This is a genomic window from Paenarthrobacter sp. A20, from assembly GCF_024168825.1.
Classification (GTDB): Bacteria; Actinomycetota; Actinomycetes; order Actinomycetales; family Micrococcaceae; genus Arthrobacter.
Map to the genome: position 1 here is coordinate 4294969 of NZ_JALJWH010000001.1, position 25705 is coordinate 4320673.

The 25705-nt window shown below is 62.5% G+C and carries 21 protein-coding genes and 2 tRNA genes; 7 read left to right on the forward strand and 16 right to left on the reverse strand.

What is annotated here, in order from left to right; genetic code table 11:
* Positions 1-9 precede the first annotated feature (9 nt).
* Both J3D46_RS19910 and mnmA read right to left on the reverse strand, forming a co-directional pair.
* The gene (locus J3D46_RS19910) at positions 10-1635 is read right to left on the reverse strand and encodes a hypothetical protein (protein ID WP_231337977.1); all 1626 of its coding nucleotides are present in this window, start codon (positions 1633-1635) and stop codon (positions 10-12) included.
* A gap of 108 nt (positions 1636-1743) precedes the next feature.
* Positions 1744-2883 carry a tRNA 2-thiouridine(34) synthase MnmA gene (mnmA, locus tag J3D46_RS19915; protein WP_256491624.1) on the reverse strand — a complete coding sequence of 380 codons (1140 nt, stop codon included), beginning with the start codon at positions 2881-2883 and terminating at the stop codon, positions 1744-1746.
* A 159-nt stretch (positions 2884-3042) separates the two neighbouring features.
* On the opposite strand from mnmA, the gene J3D46_RS19920 reads away from it, so the two are divergent.
* Positions 3043-4290, forward strand: a complete 1248-nt coding sequence (locus J3D46_RS19920) for an NAD(P)/FAD-dependent oxidoreductase (RefSeq protein WP_253468578.1) — start codon at positions 3043-3045, stop codon at positions 4288-4290.
* Here the strand turns inward: J3D46_RS19920 and J3D46_RS19925 are convergent.
* The 4 genes from J3D46_RS19925 to J3D46_RS19940 all read right to left on the reverse strand — a co-directional run bounded on the left by J3D46_RS19925 (position 4287) and on the right by J3D46_RS19940 (position 7960).
* A complete protein-coding gene (locus tag J3D46_RS19925) occupies positions 4287-5519 on the reverse strand; it encodes an aminotransferase class V-fold PLP-dependent enzyme (RefSeq protein ID WP_253468580.1) in 1233 nt (410 codons plus the stop codon). The two genes, J3D46_RS19920 and J3D46_RS19925, sit on opposite strands and share 4 nt — an antisense overlap.
* A gap of 22 nt (positions 5520-5541) precedes the next feature.
* The gene (locus J3D46_RS19930) at positions 5542-6219 is read right to left on the reverse strand and encodes a metalloregulator ArsR/SmtB family transcription factor (protein WP_231337974.1); all 678 of its coding nucleotides are present in this window, start codon (positions 6217-6219) and stop codon (positions 5542-5544) included.
* Between the two features lie 74 nt (positions 6220-6293).
* Positions 6294-6971, reverse strand: a complete 678-nt coding sequence (locus J3D46_RS19935; RefSeq protein WP_253468583.1) for a hypothetical protein — start codon at positions 6969-6971, stop codon at positions 6294-6296.
* A 59-nt stretch (positions 6972-7030) separates the two neighbouring features.
* Positions 7031-7960, reverse strand: a complete 930-nt coding sequence (locus tag J3D46_RS19940) for a diacylglycerol kinase family protein (protein ID WP_253468585.1) — start codon at positions 7958-7960, stop codon at positions 7031-7033.
* A 120-nt stretch (positions 7961-8080) separates the two neighbouring features.
* On the opposite strand from J3D46_RS19940, the gene J3D46_RS19945 reads away from it, so the two are divergent.
* From J3D46_RS19945 to J3D46_RS19960, 4 genes are all read left to right on the forward strand, one after another.
* Positions 8081-9025 (forward strand): J domain-containing protein, encoded by a 945-nt coding sequence (locus J3D46_RS19945; protein ID WP_253468587.1) that lies wholly within the window; start codon positions 8081-8083, stop codon positions 9023-9025.
* Positions 9026-9087: 62 nt separating this feature from the next.
* Positions 9088-9555, forward strand: coding sequence for a tRNA (cytidine(34)-2'-O)-methyltransferase (locus J3D46_RS19950; protein ID WP_178996968.1), 468 nt, complete (start codon positions 9088-9090; stop codon positions 9553-9555).
* A gap of 188 nt (positions 9556-9743) precedes the next feature.
* A complete protein-coding gene (gene sigK, locus J3D46_RS19955) occupies positions 9744-10349 on the forward strand; it encodes an ECF RNA polymerase sigma factor SigK (RefSeq protein ID WP_256492644.1) in 606 nt (201 codons plus the stop codon).
* Position 10350: 1 nt separating this feature from the next.
* Positions 10351-11184 carry an anti-sigma factor gene (locus tag J3D46_RS19960; protein WP_253468589.1) on the forward strand — a complete coding sequence of 278 codons (834 nt, stop codon included), beginning with the start codon at positions 10351-10353 and terminating at the stop codon, positions 11182-11184.
* A gap of 79 nt (positions 11185-11263) precedes the next feature.
* On the opposite strand, the gene J3D46_RS19965 is transcribed toward J3D46_RS19960, so the two are convergent.
* From J3D46_RS19965 to J3D46_RS19990, 6 genes are all read right to left on the reverse strand, one after another.
* Positions 11264-12667 carry a gluconate:H+ symporter gene (locus J3D46_RS19965; protein ID WP_253468591.1) on the reverse strand — a complete coding sequence of 468 codons (1404 nt, stop codon included), beginning with the start codon at positions 12665-12667 and terminating at the stop codon, positions 11264-11266.
* Complete coding sequence (locus J3D46_RS19970) at positions 12664-13209, reverse strand: gluconokinase (RefSeq protein ID WP_231337966.1); 546 nt, start codon at positions 13207-13209, stop codon at positions 12664-12666. The genes J3D46_RS19965 and J3D46_RS19970 overlap by 4 nt, the downstream gene beginning before the upstream one ends.
* A gap of 74 nt (positions 13210-13283) precedes the next feature.
* Positions 13284-14048 carry a PIG-L deacetylase family protein gene (locus J3D46_RS19975; RefSeq protein WP_253468593.1) on the reverse strand — a complete coding sequence of 255 codons (765 nt, stop codon included), beginning with the start codon at positions 14046-14048 and terminating at the stop codon, positions 13284-13286.
* A gap of 20 nt (positions 14049-14068) precedes the next feature.
* Positions 14069-15022, reverse strand: a complete 954-nt coding sequence (locus J3D46_RS19980) for an electron transfer flavoprotein subunit alpha/FixB family protein (protein WP_231337964.1) — start codon at positions 15020-15022, stop codon at positions 14069-14071.
* Positions 15023-15036: 14 nt separating this feature from the next.
* The gene (locus J3D46_RS19985) at positions 15037-15840 is read right to left on the reverse strand and encodes an electron transfer flavoprotein subunit beta/FixA family protein (protein ID WP_253468595.1); all 804 of its coding nucleotides are present in this window, start codon (positions 15838-15840) and stop codon (positions 15037-15039) included.
* Between the two features lie 250 nt (positions 15841-16090).
* Positions 16091-17809, reverse strand: coding sequence for a trypsin-like peptidase domain-containing protein (locus tag J3D46_RS19990; RefSeq protein WP_231337962.1), 1719 nt, complete (start codon positions 17807-17809; stop codon positions 16091-16093).
* Between the two features lie 321 nt (positions 17810-18130).
* Here J3D46_RS19990 and J3D46_RS19995 point away from each other — a divergent pair, with 321 nt between their 5' ends.
* Together J3D46_RS19995 and J3D46_RS20000 are read left to right on the forward strand one after the other, a co-directional pair.
* Positions 18131-20191, forward strand: a complete 2061-nt coding sequence (locus tag J3D46_RS19995) for a TPM domain-containing protein (protein ID WP_231337961.1) — start codon at positions 18131-18133, stop codon at positions 20189-20191.
* 98 nt (positions 20192-20289) lie between these two features.
* Positions 20290-21078 carry a PspA/IM30 family protein gene (locus tag J3D46_RS20000; RefSeq protein WP_231337960.1) on the forward strand — a complete coding sequence of 263 codons (789 nt, stop codon included), beginning with the start codon at positions 20290-20292 and terminating at the stop codon, positions 21076-21078.
* 93 nt (positions 21079-21171) lie between these two features.
* On the opposite strand, the gene J3D46_RS20005 is transcribed toward J3D46_RS20000, so the two are convergent.
* The 4 genes from J3D46_RS20005 to J3D46_RS20020 form a co-directional block, all read right to left on the reverse strand.
* Entirely contained in the window at positions 21172-21972 is an 801-nt protein-coding gene (locus J3D46_RS20005; protein ID WP_231337959.1) for a GntR family transcriptional regulator, read from the reverse strand.
* A 161-nt stretch (positions 21973-22133) separates the two neighbouring features.
* A tRNA-Met gene (locus J3D46_RS20010) sits at positions 22134-22207 on the reverse strand.
* A 194-nt stretch (positions 22208-22401) separates the two neighbouring features.
* Positions 22402-22475: transfer RNA gene (locus J3D46_RS20015), tRNA-Met, on the reverse strand.
* Positions 22476-22612: 137 nt separating this feature from the next.
* The gene (locus J3D46_RS20020) at positions 22613-25609 is read right to left on the reverse strand and encodes a UPF0182 family protein (protein ID WP_231337958.1); all 2997 of its coding nucleotides are present in this window, start codon (positions 25607-25609) and stop codon (positions 22613-22615) included.
* Positions 25610-25705: the final 96 nt, after the last annotated feature.

Here is a 25705-nt window from a genome sequence, read left to right on the forward strand (position 1 = left end):
CCTCATCAGCTAGTCGCCCGTGCCATGGAACTTGTCCCGGACTCCGGATGAGGCAGCTTCTTCGGCATCATGACGTTGGTCGGAGCCAAATAACTGTCCTTGGCGCTCCCTGTCCATGACTGGTTTCAGGGCGGCATACACAAGGCGGCCGCCGGCGTCGAAGCGCAGCAGCCCTCCCCCACGGATGTCCACGAAGTCCCTCCGCGTCCTCAGTCCAAGGCGGACGTACGCCTCCCGTCGGCTCATGCGGACCGTCTGGATGAACGAGGCCCCTATCTCGGAAATGATGAAACCGTCCGGGGAGACACGCTCAGAGGTGCGTACACGCGTGGAACTCAGGGGCGTCCGCCGTTCAAGCCGCGCCGCCTCCAGGAGCCGGGGATTCTCCCAGACGAAACGTTGCACCTCCTGGGGGTCGGAGCCGAGGGCAGAAAGCCTGATGGGATAACGGAGTCCCTGGTAATTGTCCACGCCGCTGATGTTGTTCATTGACACTCGACGGATACCGATCGCGGAGAACTCAGTTTGGAGTGCCTCGCGATACCCGTAGTTGTCTTCGGGAACCATGTCCACGTCAGCGGCAATGATGCCGCGCAGGAGATCCCGCCACGAGACGTCAACCGGAGGCATATACGAGAGTCCGCGAATCACCATCCGCAAGACCCTGATAGCCACGATCGAACCCGATTCGGCCTTCTGTTGGAGGCTTTGGCTGTCCCCGAAGCGGGCGTTCCGTTCCGACCACAGTCGTTGGACGGACCGTAGCACCGCACCCACCACGACGGCGCCGCGCGCATGGGGCTCCGGCATTGCCTGCCAGTCTTCCGGCACGGCGCCGACGAAAGGTTCACGCAAGGGACCGCGGGCAAAAAGGTCGCGTGCGAAGTCGAAGAGGGAACGCATCAGGACGGCATCATCCACAACCTGCCCGGCCTCAAAACCACCGCCTGCCGCTTCGAGTTGCCGGTAGACCACTTCACGGGATGAGAAGACGGAAAGAATGGCTACGATATCGGCCAAGGCTTCGTGCATGGCCAGTTGCTCCATGGTGGCCATCTGGTCGGCCCAGGCCGGCCGGAAACCATCCAGAATCGCGTGCGTCACTTCGTGGGCAACGATGTCGCGATAGAGGGCAGTCGGCACTTTGTAGCCCATTCGGTCCACGGACCCGAAGCGAATGACGTTGGTTCCGCGCTCATAGCCTGTGTCAGTGGCGGTGATCAAGTCCCGCGCCTTGAGAACCACCCGGCCCTCAGGATTCCATGGCATGCGCCTGCCGAGCGTGCTTTCAAAAATGTCCAAGGTGCTCATCGCCACGCCATAGACGTGCTGGGCCAGGAAACGGGTGTCATCCAAAAGTTCACGTAAGCCCGTTGGCGGAGGTTCCGAGACCAGCTGCCAAGGATCTCCCTGTTGGGTCAGGGTCACCGGGGACACCGTAGTGCCGCGCCACTTCCGGATGTGGATGGCGTAGCGGTGACCCGTGGGACCACGCCTTAGGCGTTCCACCGGAATGCGAACCTGGGCTGTCAGCGGGGGCGCCCCCGAGGCGCCAATCGGCCCCTCGGCCAGAACGGTCACGGAGACCATCTGCCCGGCTTTGATGTCTCCCGGACTCTTCTTTGGAAATGCCACAGTCATCGCCATCCCGAATGCGGACCCCAAACACCGCAGCGGAAGCGCTGCTTAGCCCAGTATGGAGTCGGTGGAATCCGGTGGCAATAACTACTAGGGCGCTGGAACCTAAAGCGCTACGCGCTGAAGAGAGCGGGCGGCGTCGATGGTCGCCTGGCCCAAGACCCGGCTGCCCTGGTAAAGGACCACGGTCTGGCCCGGAGCCACACCGCGGAGCGGATCGGTCAGTGTGACAACGAGCTCGGCCCGCTGAACACCCGATTCGTCGTCGACCAATTCAACGTGTGCCACCGCTGGAACGGGGTCACCGTGGGCCCGCACTTGGGCATGGCAGTCAAAGTCGGCGCCAGTAGCAACCTCGGAGATGGGCAACCCTGCCCACGAAACCTTGATGCCCCTGATTTCGTCGATGGCCAGCAATGCTTCCGGTCCCACAACTACCTTGTTTTCCTTGGGACGGATCTCAAGGACGAAGCGTGGTTTGCCGTCAGCCGCGGGGGTTCCCAGCTTGAGGCCGCGACGCTGTCCCACCGTGAAGGCGTTGGCGCCGGGGTGTTCTCCCACCTTGGCCCCGGTCTCGTCAACGATGTCGCCGGTGGTCATGTCGATCTTTTCGGCGAGCCACCCACGGGTGTCGCCGTCGGAAATGAAGCAGATATCGTGGCTGTCGGGCTTATTGGCCACGGACAGGCCCCGACGTTCCGCTTCGGCGCGCACTTCTGCCTTGGACGGGGTCTCCGCCAGCGGGAACATGGAGTGCTTGAGCTGCTCATGGGTCAGGACGCCGAGGACGTAGCTCTGGTCCTTGGCCCAATCTGCAGCCCGGTGGAGTTCTCGGTTGCCGTCGGCATCTTCGATCACCTTGGCATAGTGCCCGGTGCATACGGCGTCGAAGCCCAGGGCTATGGCTTTCTCCAAGAGGGCAGCGAATTTGATGCGCTCGTTGCACCGCATGCAGGGGTTGGGGGTGCGGCCAGCGGCGTATTCGTCAATGAAGTCCTGGACGACGTCTTCCTTGAAGCGTTCCGAGAAGTCCCACACGTAGTAGGGGATGCCCAGGACGTCGCAAGCACGCCAAGCGTCACGGGAGTCCTCGATGGTGCAGCAGCCCCGGCTTCCGGTGCGCAGGGTGCCGGGCATCCGCGACAACGCGAGGTGGACTCCGACGACGTCGTGTCCGGCCTCTACGGCGCGGGCGGCGGCCACGGCGGAGTCCACTCCGCCGCTCATTGCTGCAAGTACTCGCATGCTGGCTTTCTGTATTTGGGGCTATGGCATCTATTCCGGCTCAGGATAGCCGGGCTGCCCATCTATTCTAGCTTGCCGTGCAAGGGCTGCGCTAAATCCCTTGACCGGTCCGGCATGCGCTTCTAAAGTCAAAACTACTGGTTTTAGAATCGAGCTGACATGGCACACGAACGAATCGTCATCGCCGGCGGTGGGCTTGCCGGCGCCACCGCAGCCCGGACATTGCGGTCCGAAGGCTATTCGGGTCCCATCACACTGATTGGCGCCGAGAACCGGATTCCCTACATCCGTCCGCCGTTGTCCAAGGAATTCCTCGTGGAAAAGGTGGGAGACGATGCCGTAGAGGTGATGCCGGCCGGTTGGTACCAGGACAATGACGTCGAGGTCCTCCTCGCCAGCCCCGTGAGCGGGATCAACCCGGGAGACCATGAGGTCGCCCTGTCCAATGGCCGGGGCCTGGGATACACCAAGCTGCTTCTGGCAACCGGCGCACAACCGCGGACAGTCCCGATCCCCGGCGCAGACCTGGACGGCGTGATGACGTTCCGGACCTTTGACGACAGTCTGCGGCTCAGATCCCTCCTCAGGGAAGGGGGCCGAAGCGTCGTCATGATCGGGTCAGGCTGGATCGGAATGGAACTGTCAGCGGCTGCGCGCACCTACGGCAACGAGGTCACCCTGCTAGGTCTCGAAGACATTCCCCTGAGCGCGGCAATCGGGCCCAGGCTTGGCAGGTATTTCCAACAAATCCATACCGAACATGGCGTCCACTTCCGGCTTCCCGCCAGCGCCGCAGGGATTGAAGGGAAGCACGGCAAGCCCACAGCGGTCCGGACGAATACCGGGGAAACGCTGGCAGCCGACGTCGTCATCATTGCAGTTGGCGTTGTGCCGAATACAGCACTTGCCGAAGCAGCCGGGCTCGCACTCCGCAACGGAATCCTGGTGGACGCGGGACTCCACACCAGCGCGCCCGACGTCTTCGCAGCTGGAGACGTGGCAAATGCCTTCCACCCCTTCACCGGGGAACATCACCGCAGCGAACACTGGGCCAATGCGCTCAACGGCGGGAAGGTGGCCGCAAAGTCCATGCTTGGCCAGGAAGCCGTTTTGGATGTAGTGCCCTACTTCTATACGGACCAGTTCGATCTCAGCATGGAGTACTCGGGGTTTCCGTCCCTGGCGTCCGGCGTTGAGCCTGTCATCCGCGGCTCACTGGATGACGGCAGCTTCATTGCCTTCTGGTTGCGGGAACAGCAGGTAGTTGCCGGCATGAGCGTCAACCAGCGCCGCGTGCAAAAACCCATCAAAGCGTTGATTTCGAGTCGCGTCCGCGCGGACGTCGCTCTGCTTACGGATCCCGGGGTGCCGCTGGAGGAACTCTTGCCCGGCGGGCATCGAAGTTAGTTCGGTTCGGCCGCACCCTGCCGGGCTACCGTGGCAGCCGTTTGGATGCTGGATTCGTGACCTGCCATACCGGCCTGCCGCGCCCGGGAGCAAGCCTCGGGGAGTGCCTTGAGGAGCGCGTCCACATCCGCTTCCGTGGAGCTGTGGCCCAACGTGAAGCGCTGGGCTCCGCGTGCGGTGTCCTCATCAAGGCCCATGGCCAACAAGACGTGCGAGGGCCGCGGGACTCCGGCCGTGCATGCAGAACCGGTGGATGATTCAACACCCGCGAGGTCCAGGAGGAACAGCAGCGAATCTCCTTCACACCCCGGAAAAGTGAAGTGGGCATTTCCTGGCAGGCGGCCTGCACCAGCGGCACCACGCAGCACTGCATCCGGAACAGAAGCGCGAACGCCATCGATGAGATGGTCGCGCAGTGCGCTGAGTCGCTCCCCCTCTTGCGCCAGATTCACAGTGACTGCCTCAGCAGCGGCGGCAAAAGCGGCAATCGCCGGCGTGTCCAGTGTTCCCGAGCGAACGTCGCGTTCCTGCCCACCGCCGTGCTGCACAGGCGTCAACTTCACGGACCGTCCCAGGAAGAGCGCACCAACACCTACAGGGCCACCAAGCTTGTGGCCCGACACAGACATGGCAGCGAGGCCGGAGCCGCGGAAATCCAGGGGAACAGAGCCGAAAGCCTGGACGGCATCCGAATGGACCGGGATTCCGTGGGGCTTTGCAAGCTCCACGATGTCCGCCACCGGCTGGATGGTCCCGACCTCGTTGTTGGCCCACATAACTGTCACCAGGGCCACGGATTCGGGGTCCCGCTCAATTTCCCGCTTGACGTCCCCAAGCTGCACCGTGCCGGTCCCATCGACAGGAAGCCACACAACATCCGCGCCCTCGTGCCGCTCCAGCCACTCCACGGTGTCCAGGACCGCATGATGCTCGACGGCGGAGCACAGGATCCGCTTCCGGCGGGAATCCTCGCCGTGGCGGGCCCAGAACAGGCCCTTGACTGCCAGGTTGTCTGCCTCCGTCCCACCCGAGGTGAAGATAACCTCCGAGGGGTGCGCCCCGGCAGCTGCGGCCAATGTTTCGCGGGCGTCCTCAACCGCGCGCCGGGCGCGGCGACCCGCACCATGCAGCGAGGACGGGTTGCCCGTTCGCCCCAACTCACGAGTCATGACGGCGAGCGCCTCGGCCGACAGGGGCGTGGTGGCAGCGTGGTCAAGGTATACAGGCACCTTGCCATTCTACCGACGGGGCTTAGGACACGTTCGTTTCGGCCGCGATGCGGGCGCAACAGTGGCCTGCACCGGAGTCCTGCACCACTGCGCCGGTATCGCGGCCGGAGGCCACTGCGACTCCGGCGAGAAATGATCCGTTCATTGAGCAAACCACCGCATGGTGATCCTGCGACAACCGGTGAAAAGGACAGTTAAGCAGGCGGTATCCGCCTGTGGCATCTTGTGCCGGCTCGTATCCAAGGTCGGCCAAGACTCCAAGGAAGTCACCCGGACGTCCTGCTTTGCGTCCCTTCGCGTCCGCCACGGCCATCAGCACCTCCGCAGCCGGCGTACCTTGATCCGATGAGCCCTCGATGGCCGCGGCCATGAGATCGGCAGCGAGGTCGTACTGGCGTGCCGGGACTGATGCGCCCACCTCGTCCAGCACTGGAGTGTAGAGCTTGGCAGGGCGCCCGGAACCTGGCCCGGCTTTGTCCGGTGTCTTCCTGAACTCCGGCCGCAACAAACCGTCCCGCACCAGCCTGTCCAAATGGAACGACGCCGTGCTGCGCGGAAGTGCCATGGCCCGAGCAGCTTCGTCGCGCCCCACGGCGTGGCCCGCGTTCCTGACATAGGCGTACAACGCCCTTCGGCAGGCATCGTTCAGTGACGCGATAGCCGAAAGCCGTTGGAGCCACGTGAGGCCTGACACGCTCATGGAGCAACAGTAGCTCTAAAAACAAGACACGTTGCTTTATAGCCCTGACCACACATTGCGGATCAGAGCCAGGGCTATCCCGGCGGCACCACTACGAGCCGGGCCGCCGCTTCTGCGCGTGCCGTGGACAAGGCACCATCATCCGGGCAAGCCAACGACACATACACAGAGGACGCCGGGACGCTGAACAAACGGGCCATCACAACAGCGGCCTTGCCGCCCGACGCCGCAGACGATTCCAACGCGAGGAATTCGACATTGTGAGGCGGTTTGTCCGAATCCTCTCCCCACCGCAGTGTCACCGGCTTCAGGTTGTCCACCGCGATGCCGGGGTCAAGATAGTGGAAGAGCTCCTTCGTTGACGCCGCATCGTCTCCTTGGGCGACCAACGGCCCCTGATTGACACTGACGCGGACAGCCAGCGTGCAGCCGTCATTCTTCCGGTACCGGACTTCGCCCTGGAGTCCGGAATGAACAACAGCCCATCCCGGAACCTCTTCCAACCGGGTGGAGACCGTCACCGGATCTCCCGGGGCCAACGTGTTCCCCGCAGTCAAGGGCAAATCCTTCGCCGCCACGGCGGCAGCATCGTGCCCGGGCGTGATGGTGGGCGTCGCCAGGACCGACTCCGAGGGCGACGGCTTTGGTGCCGCTGGATCCGGAATGTTCACGGTGCAGGCTGCCAGCGCGACACCAACGGTTCCCAAGGCAGCAATCCCAGCCACCCGTCGTCGAACGTTACGCGCCACCATCGCTCCTTAGTCACCATGCCAAGCCATCTGCCGCGATCGAGTCTAGCCGCCGGGCTTGCCTAGGCGAGCACGCACAGACCCCCCGGAACAATGTCGACATCCACAGGCAGGGGGGCGACGCGCTCGCCGTCCGCATATGCCACCACGGCTTCTGCCTCCAGCCGTACCTTCCGCACACGCTTGATCTCCACGGCAGGGTGTCCGGTGTGCTTGCCGGCGAAGACCTTCGGGAAGACCGCAAGGAAGCGGAGCCGGGACAGGGGTCGGACCACAAACAGATCCAGCATGCCGTCCTCGGGCGAAGCATCAGGGGTAATCCGCATGCCGCCGCCAATGAACTGCCCGTTTGCCACCGAAATGAGAAGCGCAGGCTGGTTCCAGGTCACGTCGTCGGCAGTGACCTTGTATTCGATCCGCCGGAAGGAGCCCAGTTCCCTGAGCATGGCAAGGTTGTAGCGGCTTTTTCCGCGTGGCCAGCGCCAGGAATTGGCCCTCTCATTGACCGCAGCATCAAACCCGGCCGAGAGAACGCCGGCAAAGTAGGTTGCCCGCCCCTTCGCTGTGACGCGTCCGACGTCGATCTTCCGGCCGCCTGATGGCATCGCGGCCAGGATCCTCCGGCAGGCGGCCGAGGTGTCATGAAGGGGCAAATCCAACAGTCGGGCAACATCGTTTCCCGTTCCGCTCGGGACGATGCCAAGGGCAATGTCCGTTCCGGCGAGCGCGTTGACCCCCAGATGGACCATGCCGTCACCGCCCACCACCACCAAGGCGTCCACTCTGGTGCCGGCCAATGTCTGGTCAACAAGCCGCCTCAGGGCGTCGTAACTGTCAGCCGTGAGTACGACGACGTCCCCGCCGGCGGCACGGAACCTGGCTGCGGCCAGGTCCCCGGCGTTGCGGGTCCGGCCAAAAGAGGCCGCAGGGTTTATTGCCAGTGCGATCGTCCCCGGCACACTGGACGGGATTTCAGTTGCCGGTGGAGTCACAGGCTGAATTATGCCAGCCGGGAACCACCAGCCCCGATGCCGACGTTCACATAGTGGCTGGATAAACTGCCAGTACCGCGTCTCATCGGAGCGCACCGACATTTAGAGAAGGGCCCGTGCTTGGCCGAGGGCAGCAATTCGCACTATCAGGTTCTCCGTGTTTCCGTCACAGCCACGGACAAGGAGATCAAAGTGGCCTACCGGAAGGCTGCCCGGAAGGCACACCCCGATCACGGTGGAGAAGCGGAGACTTTCAGGCGCGTGACGCTCGCCTACGAAACCCTGATCGATCCGCAGCGCAGGGCTGAGTACGACCGGAGGTACGCCAGCGGCGCCTCAGGCCCCAGCCAGCCAAGGCCCGGCGACTACACGGGCACCGCTGCTCCGGGCCCCTTTGCCACAAGCAACGTCAGGCGGCCCCAGGCCCAGCGCAACACTGCCGGTGATCCCGCGGTCTATGTTCCCCCTTTCGACGATCCCAACGAAGTTCCGCTCATTTCTGCGGCGGAAGCAGCCCAACAAGTCCACGGACTCCCCCGCAAACGTGGAATCTTTGGCGCCGAAGCGCGTATCCAGAGGGAGATGCGCACGGTCCAGCTCATCAGCCGCCAGGTACTGCCTGCCATTCCCGCCGCGAGGCTCATCAACGGCCTGCGCTCACCGTCGGACAATAACCACATCGACCACGCTGTCCTCTCCGGCTACCGGCTGGCGTTGGTCGGATCCATGCTGCTGCCCAAAGGCGCCTATGCCTGGGACGGCAATTCCCTGCGCCACGGCGGCCGTTCCGTGGCTCCCCCGCAACTTGCCCACATTGTCCGCCATATGCAGGACATCTTCCCCGAACTCAACGTCACGGGCTGGGTGGTCCTTCACAGTCCCGACGGCAACCTCCATGAACCGGTCATCGACCAGTACGGCAAGGGCCAATCCAGCCACAATGCCGTGGAGGTAGTCAATGGCGCCGGGCTCGTCAGGGGGCTCAAGCAGTTCCTCAGCTCGGGGCCGGCTCCGAATACTGTGGTGGTGCCGGTCCTGGCCCGGCTGCTTCGCGGGATGCACTAGGCCACCGGAACCTCCGAACACCGGGATGCGGCTGCTCCGGACAGCCTGACTAAGATGGGACGGTGTTCCGCATCCTCTTCCACACCCCAGAAATCCCGGGCAATACGGGCAACGCCATCCGCTTGGCCGCCATCACGGGAGCTGAGCTCCACTTGGTGGAGCCCCTTGGCTTCGACTTTTCCGATGCCAAGCTGCGACGTGCCGGCCTTGACTACCACGATCTTGCAGTAGTCACAGTTCATAAGGATATCGACGCCGCCTGGGCAGCACTGAAGCCCGAGCGCGTCTTCGCCTACACTTCCGACGGCGAGACGTCCTATACCGATATCAGCTATCGCGAAGGCGACGTCCTGATGTTTGGGCCGGAGTCGGTTGGCCTGCCGGACTGGCTGAAGCAGGACCCCCACGTCACCGCACGCGTTCGCCTTCCCATGAAGCCGTCGCTCCGCTCACTCAATCTGGCCAATGCTGCCTCTATCGCCGTGTTCGAAGCCTGGCGGCAGAACGGATTTGCCGGCGCCAAGGTCTAGCCCATCCAACGGCGCCACAGCACCGAATACCTTATGCAGGGACAAGTCCTGCCTTGGACATTCGTTGAGGAGCCTACGTGAGCGCGCTGCAGACCAGGGTGATGACGGTAAAGCACCGCACTGCCGCGTCCGCAACACAACATGGACGTGCTGCCACATTCAAACGGGACGACATATGCTGGACGGTGATGGACATCCCCAACAACCCCGGCCCCCCGGTCTTTGAGGCTACTGGCACTGCAGCAGATTTGAATGCGCAGTTGACTGGTTTGCTCGAGCTCGTGGCCACCGGCGACCAGCAGGCTTTTGCCGAGTTCTACCGCCTGACCTCCAGACGGGTCTTCGGTATGGCCAGGCGCGTCCTGATAGACCCTGACTTGAGCGAGGACGCCACCCAGGAGGTTTTCATCCAGGTGTGGCAAGGAGCGGCGAAGTTTGATCGCGCGGCCGGAACCCCACTGGCCTGGCTCATGACCATTGCGCATCGACGGGCCATCGACCGTGTTCGCACGGTCCAGGCCGCAACGGACCGTGAAGCCAAATACGGTGCAGCGAGCCTGGACCCGGACCGCGACCTGGTCGTCGAAGAGGCTGACACGAACCTGGAAGCCGAAGCCGTCAGCCGATGCCTCGGAACGCTCACGGACACCCAGCGCGAGTCCGTCCGCCTCGCATACTACGGCGGTTTGACGTATCGGGAGGTCGCCGAGCAACTCGGCGCTGCCGTCCCGACCATCAAGTCCCGCATCCGGGATGGACTGCTGCGCCTGAAGACCTGCCTGGGGGTGGGTTGATATGAGTGAGAACACCAGTGGAGGCTTTATCCGCAGAATGTTTGCCAACGACATCGCTACCGACCTCGCCGAGGGCCGCGTCCTTGAACTGGCTGAAATCTATGCTTTGAACGCTGTCAGTGACGAAGAACGGGCCCTGATAGACGACTACATCAAGGATGCTCCAGATGGTCCGGAGTTCCACGAACGGGTTCGTGAAGCCCGGGAGACTCTGGCGGTCAGCTTCGCGCCGGAGGAAGCGCCCCCTGCAGGCCTGTTCGACAACATCATGGAGCGTATTGCCAACGATCCCTCCGTGAAGCCCGCCGCAGAGCCGGTAAGTCCCGGACCTGAAATCCCTGCCGTCGATGAACTTGCCGCAGCGAGAATGAAGCGCGAGGAGCGCAGCCGGACTGGTGGCGCGCGCCGATGGATCGTTGGGGCAGCCGCTGCAGCCGTCATCGCTCTCGGCGGCATCGGAGTCGGCACCTACGTCTCGGCGCAGAATGACCCAGTCAACCAGGTGCTGCAAGCACAGGATGTCCAGAAGAAGTCCGCGCCGGTTCCCGGCGGCGGTACAGCCACTATCTCCGCGTCATCAGCCAAAGACTCGTTCGTGGTCCTGATGGATGGAGTTGCCCCGGCGCCGGAAGGCAAGGTCTACCAATTGTGGACCCTTCCCAAGGACGGGTCGGCCCCCGTACCCCAGGGCACCATGGACGCCCAGACGCTCTCCAAGCCCGCCGTTGTGAAGGGCCTGGCATCGGCATCGTCCGTAGCCATCACGGTGGAACCCACAGGCGGATCGAGCGCCCCCACCACTGAGCCGGTCCTGGTGGTCGCGCTCAGCGCCTGACGCTCGGGAAGTTAATGCACGACGGCGGCCGTCCCACTTTGGGGACGGCCGCCGTCGTGCGTGTCGGTACTTTCAGTAGCTATAAGACGAGCGATAGAAGCATCACGAACCCGAAACCCACCACGGAGATCAGGGTTTCCATGACCGACCAGGTCTTGAATGTCTGTCCAACGGTGAGCCCGAAGAGTTCTTTGACCAACCAGAATCCGGCGTCGTTGACGTGGGACAGGAACAGCGAGCCTGCGCCAATTGCCAAGGCCAGCAAGGCAGCATGCGTCGGGCTCAGGCTGCTCGCCAGTGGCGCCACAATTCCCGCGGCCGTTACCGTGGCAACCGTGGCTGAGCCAGTGGCAAGGCGGAGAGCCACAGCCACGATGAAGCCGAGCACCAGGACCGACATGTTGGCACCTTCGGCCCATTTCTTGACGGCATCCCCTACCCCGGCGCCGATCAGCGTCTGCTTGAAACCGCCGCCCGCTCCCACAATGAGGAGGATCGCGGCGATCGGCCCAAGGCTTTCACCCACCTTCGAGGTGATCTTGCTGCCGGTGAAGCCCACGGCGTAACCGAAGGTCACGATTGCAAGGAGCACAGCCAGCGTCATGGCCACCAAAGGCTGGCCCACGAAGTCGAAGAAGATCCGGATGGCTGGTGCCGTTTCGGGGTTTGGCCAGATGATGCCGCCCAGCGCCTTGAGCAGCATCAGGACCAAGGGGAAGATGATGGTCAACAGAGTAACCAGGAACGAGGGCTGGCGCTTGACTTCGCTCATGTCTGCCGCGTGCTGGGTGTCGATACCTCCGGCCACGGCGGGCGCGTCAACAGGGACCCACCGGGCCGCCAACCGCGAAAAGAGCGGACCACAGATGATGACCGTGGGAACCGCCACGAGGATGCCCAAACCGAGGGTTGTTCCCAGTTCGGCTTTGACTGCGCTGATCGCAATGAGTGGTCCCGGATGCGGCGGCACGAGCCCGTGAAGCACAGATAGGCCAGCCAACGCCGGAATGGCGATGCGCATCAGCTTCATCTTGGACCGCTGCGTCACCAGGACAATCACCGGAAGCAGCAGGACGAGCCCGATTTCGAAGAACATGGGCAGCCCGATGATGACCGCCACGAGCGTGATCATCCAGACCAACTTGTTGCCGCTGGCTTTTGCCAGCAAAGTGTCCACTACCCGGTTGGCGCCACCGGAATCGGCCAGCAACTTCCCGAGCATGGCTCCCAGGGCAATGAGCAGCCCGACTTCCTTGAGGACACCACCAACCCCGTCTTCGAAGTTGGTGATGACCTTGCCCAGTTCCACGCCGGAGGCCAGGCCAACGAAGGCCGAGCCCAGCACCAGCGCAAGGAACGGATGAAGCTTGAGCTTGGCAATCAACACGACAATCAGGGCAATGCCCAGCGCGGCCACCACAAGAAGTTGGGTGTCGTGCCCGGTCCATTCCTGTACTTGCGTCGCGGTTTCCAGGACCCTCACGAGGCTGTCGCTTCGGGGCCGGCGCCTGCGGGCCGGAGACCGAGCCGTTCAATGACTTCGTCGGCTTCTTCTGCCGGCGAAGCCGAAACGCACAGCGAGATGTGGTTCTCGTCTTCCGTGGGCTCCTCCAAGGCGTCGAACTGCGATTCCAGGAGTGATGGCGGCATGAAGTGGCCGTGCCTGGATGCCAGACGATCGGAGATCTTGTCCTTGCTCCCCTGCAGGAAGACGAACACCACTCCCTCGCCGCGAAGCACGTCGCGGTACTTCTTTTTCAGAGCCGAGCACGTAATGATCGCCGGGGTTCCTGCATCCGCCCGCTCGCGGATCCAGTCCGAAATAATGCCCAGCCAGGGCCAGCGGTCCTCATCGCTGAGGGCCAGCCCCGACTGCATCTTGGCTACATTCGCCTCCGGGTGCAGGTCGTCGCCTTCGGCGAGATCCCACCCCAGCTTGCCGGCAAGAACACCGGCTACAGTCGATTTGCCGGAACCGGAGACTCCCATAATCACCAGTACGGGTTGTTGCGCAGTCTTCGCCATCAAAGTCTGCCTTCCTCGAATAAATATGATTTAACCGAGATCAAGCATATGACACGGGTTACACCACGGCAACGTCAGAAACCTGCGATGGTGCTTGAACCGTTGACGGACACCACGTGGAAGGCCTCAGCACTGGTACCCGCAGTCAGGCCGGCCCGCTCGCCGTTCGCCAACAGCATGCTCCTGACAACGCGCTCCATGCCTTCAATATCGGGATGCTGGCTTGCATGGACACGGATGGCCTCGAGCTTGGCCTCGACGTGTCCTGAGACATCCACAAAGTGGTTCTCCCTGGCTTCGGGGCTGGAGATAAACCACAACCACGGCAGCTTGTAGGCACCCAGACCGGCCTCGGCCAGTTCTGGATAGGCAAAGGGATTCTCCACCGCCGGATAAACCGCCCGGGTTACGGCTTCCCCGGCCGCCAGGTGGTCCGGGTGGCTCTTTTGAAGTCGGTCCCAGTTCCGTTCCGGGTGCATGGTCAGCACGATGTCCGGCCGGATTTCGCGGATCAGCTTCACAACCTGCTTGATGACGCCATGTGTCGGTTCAAGGTAGCCATCTAGCTCGTGGAGGTAATGGATGTCGGTGACACCTACCAGGGCGGCCGCCCGCCTTTGCTCCTCTGCGCGGAGTTCAGTGATCCGATCCCTGTCGGCCGGATCGAAACCGCCGGCGTCCCCGTCGGTCATGATGCAGTAGCTGACCTCGACGCCGGCCGCAGTCCACGCTGCAATGGTGCCAGCAGCGCCGAAGTCGATGTCGTCAGGGTGGGCAGTAAAACAAAGCACCCGCTCGACGCGCTCCGTGGAGGCGTCGAACGGGCTCTTTGCTGACATAGCGCCAGTAGGCAAAGGGATCAGCCTTTCCGCTTCTTGATCTCGGCCGTGGCCTGTGGGAGAACCTTGAACAGGTCACCGATGATGCCGTAGTCGGCAATCTCGAACACCGGCGATTCTGCATCCTTGTTGATGGCCACAATGACTTTGGAGGTCTGCATTCCGGCCTTCTGCTGGATTGCGCCTGAGATGCCGGCCGAGATGTACAACTGGGGCGAAACCGTGACACCGGTTTGGCCCACCTGGGCGTCGTGACCGATCCAGCCTGCGTCGGTGGCGGCACGGGAGGCGCCCACCGCAGCGCCCAAGGCATCTGCGAGCTCTTCAACCGGAGCGAAGTCGCCGTCAACGCCGCGGCCGCCGGCTACGACGATCCTCGCTTCGCTGAGGTCCGGGCGGCCGCTGACCGGCTTCTCGGTCCGGGCAGCGATGCGGGCAGAGTTGGCGATCGCGCCCGCCGGTACTTCAATCGTTGCAGTGGCCGGGGCAGCCGCGGCACCAACCGGCGAAGGCTCTACGTTGTTCGCCTTGACCGAAAGAACTGTGACCGGAGTAGTTGCCTTCGCCGTGGTGTTGTACGAGCCGGCAAGAACAGACTTGTGCGCGGTGCCATCGGCTTCAACGCCCACGACGTCAGTGATCACGCCGGCGTTGAGCTTGATACCGAGCCTGCCCGCGATTTCCTTGCCCTCCGGAGAGTTGTCCAGGAGGACTGCCGTGGCTCCCGAGGAGGCCACTGCAGCGGCGAGGTAGGCAGCCTTCGGGCCAACCAGGTAGTTGTCGAGGTCCTCCTCCGACGGCAGGTAGACCGTAGTGGCGCCGTAGGCACCCAAGGTGGCTGCGACGTCGTCGTTCAGCTCACCGGTGAACGCGACGGCGGTCTCCCCCAGCGAGCGGGCGATGGTCAGGAGTTCCAGGCTGCTCTTCTTGAGAGCCGCTCCGGGGTTGTCAATGAAAACAAGTGCATTTGCCATGGTTGGAATCCCCTTTAGAGCAGCTTCTGTGCGGCGAGGAAGTCGACCAGCTTGATGCCGGCGTCGCCGTCGTCGGTGATGATGGTGCCTGCTGTCCGCGGCGGACGCGCCTCTGCGGATTCCACCACTGTCCAAGAACCGGCGAGACCCACCTGCGAGGCATCCACGCCAATGTCCGAGAGCGACAGGGACGCGATCTTCTTCTTCTTGGCGGCCAGGATGCCCTTGAAATTGGGGTAGCGCGGCTCGTTGATCTGGTCGGTGACCGAAACCACGGCAGGGAGCTGCGCTTCCACCGTTTCAGAGAAGGCGCCGGCGTCACGGCGGGCGGTGACCTGATTGCCCGCAACCTCAAGGCTGGACGCGAACGTCACCTGCGGATAGGACAAGCGTTCGGCCAACTGGGCCGGGATCAGCGACGTCTCACCGTCGGTGGACGCCATGCCTGTGAGGACCAGGTCCACCGGGCGGCCATCAGCCGAGATGTGGCGGATAGCGGCGGCGAGGGCCAGCGAGGTGGCAGCTGCATCAGAACCGGCCAAAGCGTCATCGCTGAGGTGAACGCCCGAATAAGCGCCGATCTGCAATGACTTCTTCACCGCGTTGACGGCACCGGAGGGACCCATGCTCAAGGCAATGACCTCGTTGCCGGCCTTCGGGCCGCCGTGTTCCTCGGCCAGCTGCAGCGCTGCCTCAAGGGCGTACTCGTCCAGCTCGGACAAGATGCTCTCATCACGGTCGGTGGTGTTTCCGGATCCGGTAATGTGCCGGTCGAACTGCGCGTCCGGGACGTGCTTGACCAGAACGACAATCTTCAATGTCTCTTCCACTGTCTTCGAAGCAGCCTTCCATGCTTGTGGACGGCCAACCGCAGCAGCGTGGCCGTGAATTGCCCAGCGCGTGGGCTCGTCCTAGCTAAGCATATTGCCCGCAGAAAGCCACTCCCAGCGTTAACCCCTGTTTCAGCTGCCCGCGTGACTTTCGTTGGGCTGATGCTGTGCCGGGTACGGCAAAACGGCGGGCGACACCCAAAGGTGTCGGCCCGCCGTCGTGCGCTGTTCCCGCTGCCTACTGCTGGGCGGCGTCGAGGGTTACCTCAACCTCCTGGGCCTGGCCGCCGCGTTCAATGGTGACCTTGACCTTGGCACCGGCCGGCTGTTCCCGTACCGCAGCCGTCAGCTGGTTCGGGTCGCTCACCGTGTAGTCGCCGAACTTGGTGACAACGTCGCCTACCTTGAGTCCTGCTTTGGCTGCCGCCGAACCGGTGGTCACTGAGGCAACTTCGGCGCCGACAGAGAAGCCGGAATCACTCCCTGTGGACGACTTCGAACGGACCGACACACCGAACTGGCCGTGGCTGGCTTTGCCGGTGTCGATGATTTCCTGTGCCACGCGCTTGGCATGGTTGATCGGGACACTGAAGCCAACACCGATGTTGCCACTGGACGACTCGGACGTTCCGCTGCCGGCAGACGCGATGGCGACGTTGACGCCGATGACCTCACCCTTGCTGTTCACCAACGCACCACCGGAGTTACCGGGGTTGATGGCGGCGTCTGTCTGGATGACGTTGATGGCAATGGAGCCTTCGTTGGCTGTTGACTGGCTCTGGCCACCGTTTGGAGGCGCGAACTGGAAGCCTTCGTCGCCGCCCTGGCTCTCGTCGGGTGTGCCTTCCGGCACGGCAGACGAGGCAACGCTGATGGTGCGGTTGAGCGTGGAGACGATACCGTCCGTCACCGTACCCGTCAGGCCCAGAGGCGAACCGATGGCGACGGCGGTGTCCCCCACATTGATCTTGGAGGAGTCACCGAGCGTTGCCGGAACCAACCCGGACGCGTCGCTGACTTTGATCACCGCGAGGTCCGAGAGTGGGTCCGTGCCTACAACTGTGGCCTTGAGGACCTTGCCGTCGCTTGTACGTACCTCGATGGCGGCATTGGCCGTGGCACCGTCCAGGGTCACGACATGCGTGTTGGTGAGAATATGGCCCTGGTCATCGAGGATGATGCCTGAACCGGTTCCGCCCTCGTTGCCGCTGGTTGCCTTGATCGTTACAACACTCGGCGATGCCTTGGCAGCTGCCGCAGTGATCACGTTGACGTCATCCTTGTTGTTGACGATGACCGTGCTGGACTGTCCGCTCGTCGACGCTGCCGGAGCCGGCTGGTCCCAGAGCACGTTGCTTCCGGCCACTACACCGCCACCGATGAGGCCCGCCGCGAGCATGCTGGCTACGAGGGTTCCGACGCCGAACGCGGGCTTGCGCTTGGTGGCGACCGTTGAGTTACCGGGTGCGTGCTGCATTCCAGGGCCGTGCTGTCCCTGGGGGTTTGCGCCCGTGCCGTAGAACGGCTGGTGCTGGGGGTAGTTCGGGCGGTTCGCCGGATCCTGGTGCTGCGGAGCGCCGTAGTACTGCGGCTGCTGCTGGGTGGCATTGGGCTGGCCGGACGGTTGGGCGGGTGCTGCGTGGTGCCCTGGGTGCTGTGCTGTGTATTGCTGGGGTGCCTGCTGGGCAGGGGCTGCGTGCTGACTGGCATGCTGTGTCGGCGCGTTCTCCTGATCCCGCCGGCCAGCCGGGCTTGCAGGCGGCTGGAACGCTGGCAGTGGCGTGGTGGGCTGTGCACCGTTTCCGGCACCTGCCTCCTGCCCTGAAGGCTCGTGCCCTGAAGTCCAGGCAGGCTGCTGCTGGGTGGCGGTGGCATCGGTGTTGTCGCTGGTGGTGTCCCGCGGCTCGGATGGCTCGCGGTCCTCCGGTGCGGTGCCCTGCGCTGGGTTCTCCGTCATGGGTCTTCCTTTCGTCCTCGTCTTCAACAACTATGGACCCAATAACTGGAACAAAAGCGGACGTTCGCTGGGAGCTTCCTGAAAGGCTCAGTAAGACCCTTTCAGCCCCTCCGCAATTGCCCTTAACGCCTGGACAATCCTGCTCTCTCCTATATTTCGCTGGTGGCATATTCACCCCTGTGGACGGGTTAGGGGGTGCACCATAGAATCAAGAGGAATTGCCACAGCGACCTGCGGCTTTACACCATGCGTGGGGGCGCTGAGCATTCTGTGACGATTGGTACGCCTTGTTCCAGTCGCAGACGTGCTGAAGGGTTGCACATGCGGTCAATATTTAAACGCGTACTCGCCGGAATTGGCGTGGCTGGACTGTTGGCCTTCCCGGCCACAGCGGCTTGGGCTGTCGATCCGGTGACCATTCCGTCCGGGCAGAACATCGTGGACGACGCCAACGTCCTGGGCAGCCGAAAAGGCGAGGTCCAGGAAGCCATCCAAAAGACTCTCAAGGACCACAAGTACAACCTGTACGTTGTCACCGTGGATTCCTTCACCAACCCCTCGGACCCCAAGGAGTGGACCAAGGCCGTTGCCGATAAGAAGCTCATGGGCAAGCCGGACGCCATTCTGGCAATTTCCACGGCTGGCCAGTACAACTTTGCCCTGAACTCGGGCAGCTCCATCTACTCCAAGCAGTCGGCAATCGCTCAGAACGCCGTTGTTGCCAATCTGGCAGGCGGCAAGAAGGACTACGCCCAAGCAGCCATAGATACGGCTGCTGCCATCGGCGATGCCGCAGGCGGTGGAAGCGGGACAGTGCCCAGCGGCAACGCCGGTGTTGGCGTCCTCGTTGGAGTCGGTGTAGTAGCCGCCGGTGGCGCAGGGACGTACCTGTACTTGCGCAATCGCCGCAAGAAGGGCAGCAGCCAGGCCACCAGCGCTAGCTATGGACCGCAAGGTGAGCAGCTGGACCCTCTCGCTGGGCTGAGCATCCCGGAGCTACGTCAGAAGAGCGGCTCACTGCTGATCGAGGCCGACGACGCCATCAAGTCCAGCGAACAGGAACTCGGCTTCGCACAGGCCCAGTATGGTGATTCCGCGATCGGCAACTTCACCAAAGCCCTTGAAGAAGCAAAGGGCCACATGACGGAGTCCTTCAAGTTGCAGCAGCAGCTTGATGACCACATCCCGGACACCGAAGAACAACAGCGGAGCTGGCTCGGCGAAATCATCCGCAGGTCAGAGGCAGCACTTGCTTCGCTGCGAGACCAGAAGGCCGACTTTGACTCGTTGCGTGAGCTTGAAAAGAACGCCCCGCAGGCCTTGGCGGCAGTGTCCGCCGGAGCCAGGGACGCGGATTCCAAGATCGCCAACTCAGAACAGTCGCTGGATGGCTTGCGCGCCAAGTACGCCGACTCTGCCTTGACGCAGGTCTCCGATAACATCCTGCAGGCAAAAGAGCGCCTCGCATTCGTGCAGAACGCCGTCACCGCAGCCCAGGAGAAGTTGGCGGCCGGCGAGAACAGCCTGGCCGCAGTGGCCGTTCGTGCCGCCGAGGAAAGCCTGCACCAAACCAACGTATTGATCGATGCCATCTCCAAGACGGCCGGCAGCCTGGATGAGGCACGTGCCTCCCTGGAAGGCGCAGTTGCGGAGACCAGCCAGGACCTCGCCCAGGCCAGGGCCATGATCCAATCGGGTGAGCACCCCGAACTTGCTGGCCCCGTAGCCGGTGTGGAAGCCGCCTTGGCACAGGTGAAAACCGAGATCCAGGGCGGAAAGATTGATCCCATCGCTACGCTCAGCCGGGTGGAATCAGCCCATCAAGCCCTGGACCAGTCACTGTCCGGTATTCGCGACCAGCAGGAGCAGGCCCGCCGGGCGCAAGCATCACTGCAGCAGACCATCATGGCTGCCCAGGCCCAGATCAGCGCCACCTCGGACTACATCACTGCCCGACGCGGCGGCGTAGGTACGGAAGCCCGGACCAGGTTGGCCGAGGCTCAGCGCAATCTGGATTACGCGCTGTCCATCTCACGCAATGATCCTGTGACGGCACTGACCTACGCCCAGCAGGCGCACTCACTTGCTGCCCAGGCGGCCCAACTTGCACAGTCCGACGTCGACCAGTTCGGCTACGCAGACCAGGGCCAAGGCTACGGACGCGGTGGCATGTTCGGCGGTGGCGGCGGAGGCGGCGGCCTTGGCGGCGCCATCCTCGGCGGTATCCTCATCAATTCCATCCTGAACGGCGGCGGAGGCGGCTGGGGCGGCAACAACGACGGCGGAGGCGGCGGTGGCTTCTTCGGTGGCGATTCCGGTGGCGGCGGAGACTGGGGCGGCGGCGGAGGCGACTTCGGCGGCGGAGACTCCGGCAGTTTCTAGCCCGACAGACTAGGTGGGGTCCATGCCCCGCATAGAAGCGGTACAACAACTGATCACTGACTTCAGTGGCACCACTGAGCAGGACGAAAGGCAACACCATGGTTAAGCAGTCCATTTTCGGTCGGATCTCGCAGCTCGCCAAGGCAAACATCAATGCCTTGCTGGACCAGGCTGAGGACCCGCAGAAGATGCTGGACCAGATGGTCCGCGACTACACGAACAACATTGCCGAGGCCGAGTCAGCCGTGGCCCAGACCATCGGCAATCTTCGGATGTTGCAGGCGGACTACAACGAGGACATCAAGAACGCCCAGGACTGGGGCAACAAGGCCCTCGCCGCATCCCGCAAGGCCGACGAGTACCGCTCCGCCGGCGATTCCGTCGATGCCCAGAAGTTCGACAACCTTGCCAAGGTGGCCATCCAGCGCCAGATGACTGCGGAGTCAGAGGCAAAGTCGGCTGAGCCGAGCATTGCGTCCCAGACAGAGGTCGTCGACAAGCTCAAGACCGGGCTTGACCAGATGAAGAACAAGCTCAACCAGCTGACCGCCAAGCGCAACGAGCTCGTTGCCCGCTCCAAGACCGCAGCGGCCCAGTCCCAGGTACACGACGCCCTCAAGAGCATCGACATCATGGATCCCACCAGCGAGGTTGGCCGCTTCGAAGAGAAGATCCGCCGCGAAGAAGCCAAGGTCCTGGGCCAGCAGGAGCTTGCCAGCTCCAGCCTCGACGCCCAGTTCAACCAGCTCGAGGACCTCGGTGAGCAGACGGAGATTGAAGCCCGCCTTGCAGCCCTGAAGTCCGGTGGTTCCAAGCCGGCCATCGGCGCCGGAGCTCCTGCTTCAACCGGCGCTACCGTCGACGAAGCCGACTTCGACAAGCTCTAGTAACCATCAGGCGGAGCGCCTGTGACGTACAACTGAACCAAGGCAATGGGCCGGATCCTGCAAGGATCCGGCCCATTGTTGTCTGATGTCTATTTACCCCGCAGGTGATTGCACAACTGAATCCTGCCCGGGACTGACATCCGTTGCCACTTCAGCGCGGATCTCGAAACCCCTGGGATGGAAGTACGTCACCGTACATTCCAGGACCTCCCCGTGAGGGCCCAGCGTCGTCCGCTCCAGTCGCGGCACCATGGCAAAGCCACGGACGTTGAGAGCGTCTGCAAGGTGTTCCGGGGGCTCATGCATCGTGACGGTGATTTCCGCCCGCTGGAGCGGCTTCAGCGTCCTGTCCTGGATGACCTGGTAAATGGAGTTCCGCTCGGCATCCGCCAGGCTGATATGGCGTCCGATCTGCGACGGGATGAAGATCTCTGCAATGGCATAAGGCCAGCCGGCGCTTGAGTACGAACGGCGGATCACCAGGACGAGGTTGTCATCAGAGACCAGCTTGGCCGGTACTGACTTGTCTTTTTCCATCCATTTGTATTCGATGAGGCCCTTGACGGTCTTCATGCCTGCCGCCGTGAACGTCTCCATGAATGGCGCCAGACGGTTCAGCATCTTGACGGGACGCTGGGCCATCACGAATGTCCCCTTGCCCTGCCTGCGGACCAGCAAACCCTTCACCACGAGCGTTTCGATGGCTTTGCGGACGGTAGTACGACTAATGCCGTACTCGTCCATCAAGGACTCTTCGGTCGGTATCCGTGACCCGGGCTCCAAACGGCTGACCTGGTCCGTGAGAACTTCAGCCACCTGCTGATAGACCGCGACAGGGCTGTCCCTCTGAAGGACTTCACGATTGAGGCCGGGGTTGAAGTCTTCGTTGACCATAGCGCCATCCCATCCGTTGTCTAGCCTCAGCAAATCCGGATCCGATGCTAGCACCGGCATTCCGGCTCCCTGCTCAACAGCCAACTGCCTGCTCACCAAAGGAGGACGGCGTTAAACAAGAGATCCGGATCAGTATTTACTGATCCGGACCTCTTCTCCAGTTGCGGGGACAGGATTTGAACCTGTGACCTCTGGGTTATGAGCCCAGCGAGCTACCGAACTGCTCCACCCCGCGTCGCAAGAACAACTCTACCGCACCCCTCAGGGTACTTCTGACCATATGAGGGCAATGGTGCCGCAGATCACTTCCAGCATGCGCGGCTTCCACTGGATCCTCACGGGAAAGGTGATCAGGTTCGTGGCTCCGGGCAATTTCGGGCAAAACAAAAGGTCCGGATCAGTAATTACTGATCCGGACCTTTTCTCCAGTTGCGGGGACAGGATTTGAACCTGTGACCTCTGGGTTATGAGCCCAGCGAGCTACCGAACTGCTCCACCCCGCGTCGCAAGAACAACATTACCGCCCGGTGAATGGGAGACCAAATCCTGGCTACGTGATGTACATCTCCCCCATCGCGAAAGGGCCCGTGCCCGCTCCCGAAGGAAGCGGGCACAGGCCCTCTGCAGTCACTGTCGCCGCTTAGCTGCTCGGCGAAGCCGACGGTGTGGCGCTGGGAGTAGCCTCCGGCGTCGCCGTCGGAGTCGTCGTGGCGCCCAGACGTGTTTCCGCGTCCAGAGCCTTCTTCAAGGCGTCTGAAAGCTTGGTCTGCTGGGCCCCGTAGGCGGCAAAGTCACCCTTGGCCAGGGCAGCCTGGCCATCCTGGATCGCCTTGTTGGCCTCGTCCAATGCTGCCTTGAGGTCAGCCTTGGCATCGGTCGGGCCAGTGGGCGGCGTGGTGGTGCCAGGAGGTGCAGTGGGCGTCTGGCCGTTGTTGTCCGCGTCGCCGGCCGTAGCACCGGAGTTGCCACCGAACAGTTGATCGAGTGCCTCGTCCAGGGTCGGGGCAAAGCCGATCTTGTCACCGAAGGCCACCAGCACGCGCTGCAACGTCGGGTAGGACGTCTCACCGGTGGACTTCAAGTAGACGGGCTGCACGTAGAGAAGGCCGCCACCTACAGGAAGGGTCAACAGGTTGCCGTTCAAGACGTCCGACGCTCCCTGTCGCAGGAGGTTCAATGCCTGGGACACGGTTGGATCAGAGTTGAACTTGTTCTGCGCTTGTCCAGGACCTGGAACCTGCGTATCGGTGGGAAGCTCCAGGAGCCGCAGCTTTCCGTAGCTCTCCCCCTTGACGCCCTTCACGTTGCCGGCATCAGAGTCAGCAGCGAGGAAGCCGTAGAGGATATTCCTCGCGCTGCCGTTTACCGTCTGCGGGATGAAGGACGACGTCAGCTGGAAGGCCGGCTTTTCCTGGTCAGGCATTTGCAGGGACATGTAGAACGGCGGCTGCTTCACGGCCTCCGATACGGTGGGATCGTTCGGAACGCTCCAAGCATCGTTGTTCTGGTAGAAGCTGTCCGGGTCCGTCACATGGTAGCGGCCGAGCAGTTCACGCTGGACCTTGAAGAGGTCCTCCGGGTACCGGACGTGGCTCATGAGATCCCCGGACATCTCCGAGTAAGGCTTGATGACGGTCGGGAAGACCTTCTGCCAAGCCTTCAGGATGGGGTCCTGATCGTCCCAGGCGTAGAGGTTCACGGAGCCGTCGTAGGCATCCACTGTGGCCTTGACGGAGTTCCGGATGTAGTTGACTGAGCTGTTCGGAAGGGCAACAGTCCGGCCGGCACTTGTCTGCGAGTCAGCAGTCGCGTTCTGCAACTGCTGCGGCTGCGAGTACGGGAAATACTGGCTGGTGGTGTAGCCGTCAACGATCCACTTCACGCGGCCGTCAACGACAGCCGGATAGGCGTTACCGTCAACAGTCAGGTACGGAGCCAGCTTCTCGACGCGTTCGCGGGGGTTGCGTTCATACAGAATCTGGGACTCAGCATTGACGCCATCGGACAGCAAAAGGTCCGAAGACTGGAACTTAATGGAGTACAAAATCCGGTTGAGCCAGTTTCCAACGTTGGGTCCACCGTTGCCACTGAATGTGTACTGGGTCTCTCCACCGCCTTCCCTGCCTGCTGGCCGGTCCTGCTCACGGTTCGGAGCCCCGTCCGGTGCACCCACGATGGAGTACTCGGGCGAGTTCTCACCGAAGTAGATGCGGGGCTCATACGTGGTGTCGTTGCCGAGGACACCATTGGACGGGATGCCCGACTGCAGGAACTCCGGCTTGCCGTCGGCCGTAAACTTGTTGCCCTTGGCTGCGACCACACCATAACCGTGGGTGTACACAATGTGGCGGTTAACCCATGTCTGCTGGTTGGCGCTCAGGCCATCCGGGTTGAGCTCGCGGACAGCAATCACCGTGTCCTGGACCTTGCCATCAACCATGTAACGGTCAACATTCAGGGTCTGCGGGAACTGGTAATACGGGCGGTATTGCTCCAACTGGGCGAACGCGGAAGAAATCAGGTTCGGGTCCAGAAGGCGAATGTTTGCAGTGGTCTGGGCATCTGCAGCGAGTGCACCGGTTGTGGCAGTGGTGGTGGCATTGTAGGCCGATACATCAATCTGGTCCAGGCCATAGGCGGCCCGTGTCATCTTGATGTTGCGGTCTATAAACTCCTTTTCCAAGGTGTTTTCCGAGGGGCGTACCTGGAATTGCTGGATAACCCACGGATAGACGCCACCGGCCAGGATGGCCGTGATGACAAGCATTGCAGTACCGATGACCGGCAGGCGCCAGCGCCCGATGATCGCGGCAATGATGAACAGGATGGCAACGAGGCCGGCAGCAACGGCGAGGATTGCCTTGGTGGGCACCACGGCATTGACGTCTGTGTACAGGGCACCGGCCCAGCGGCCGGAGTTGCTCTGCACCGTGGTGTACCTGTCGAGCCAGAAATTAATACCGAGCAGGATCAGGAAAAGCGCACCTGTCACTGCGATATGGATCTGGGCAGCACGGCTGGTGAAGATGCCGCGTTCCATCAGGCGGATGCTGCCGTAAAGGTAGTGGGTCAGGATGCCCGCGATACCGGCCACAACGGCGATGCTGATGAGGAACCCGGTGACGAAGCCGAGGAACGGCAGCGACATCAGGTAGAAGCTGATGTCGAGGTTGAACAGCGGGTCCGTCTGACCGAAGGGCTCCTGGTTGAAGAACAACAAGGCTTTCTGCCACTGGCTGGCTGCGGCACTGCCGGCAAATAGACCGAACAGGATGGGCAGGCCGATCATGACGACCCTGCGAACAGGCTCAAGCTGGGCCTGGTAGCGATTCAGGTTGTCCCGTGACTCGGCATCCGGAGCATAGACGGGGCGGGAACGGTACGCGATCCTGATGGCAAAGAAAACAGCAGCGAACATCATGGCGAAACCGATCAGGAACGTGATGATCCTGGCCAGGTTTTCGCGTATATAGACTTCGAAGAAACCAAGCTGCTGGTACCAGAGGACGTCAGTCCACACATTGGCGAAGAAAATGAACCCGACGACGGCCACAGCCACGACAATTAGCGTCGGAGTAAGGGCACCTCGTCTCAGCGGTGATCTTCCGGGCGGGTTGGAGCTGGCGGGACGGGACAAACTCTGTACCTCATTGGTGTCAGTGAACAGTCGGTATGCGAGTGGTTGACTTTCTCTGCCGCTGGGATATGGCGGAGGCCGTCATATATGCCACGA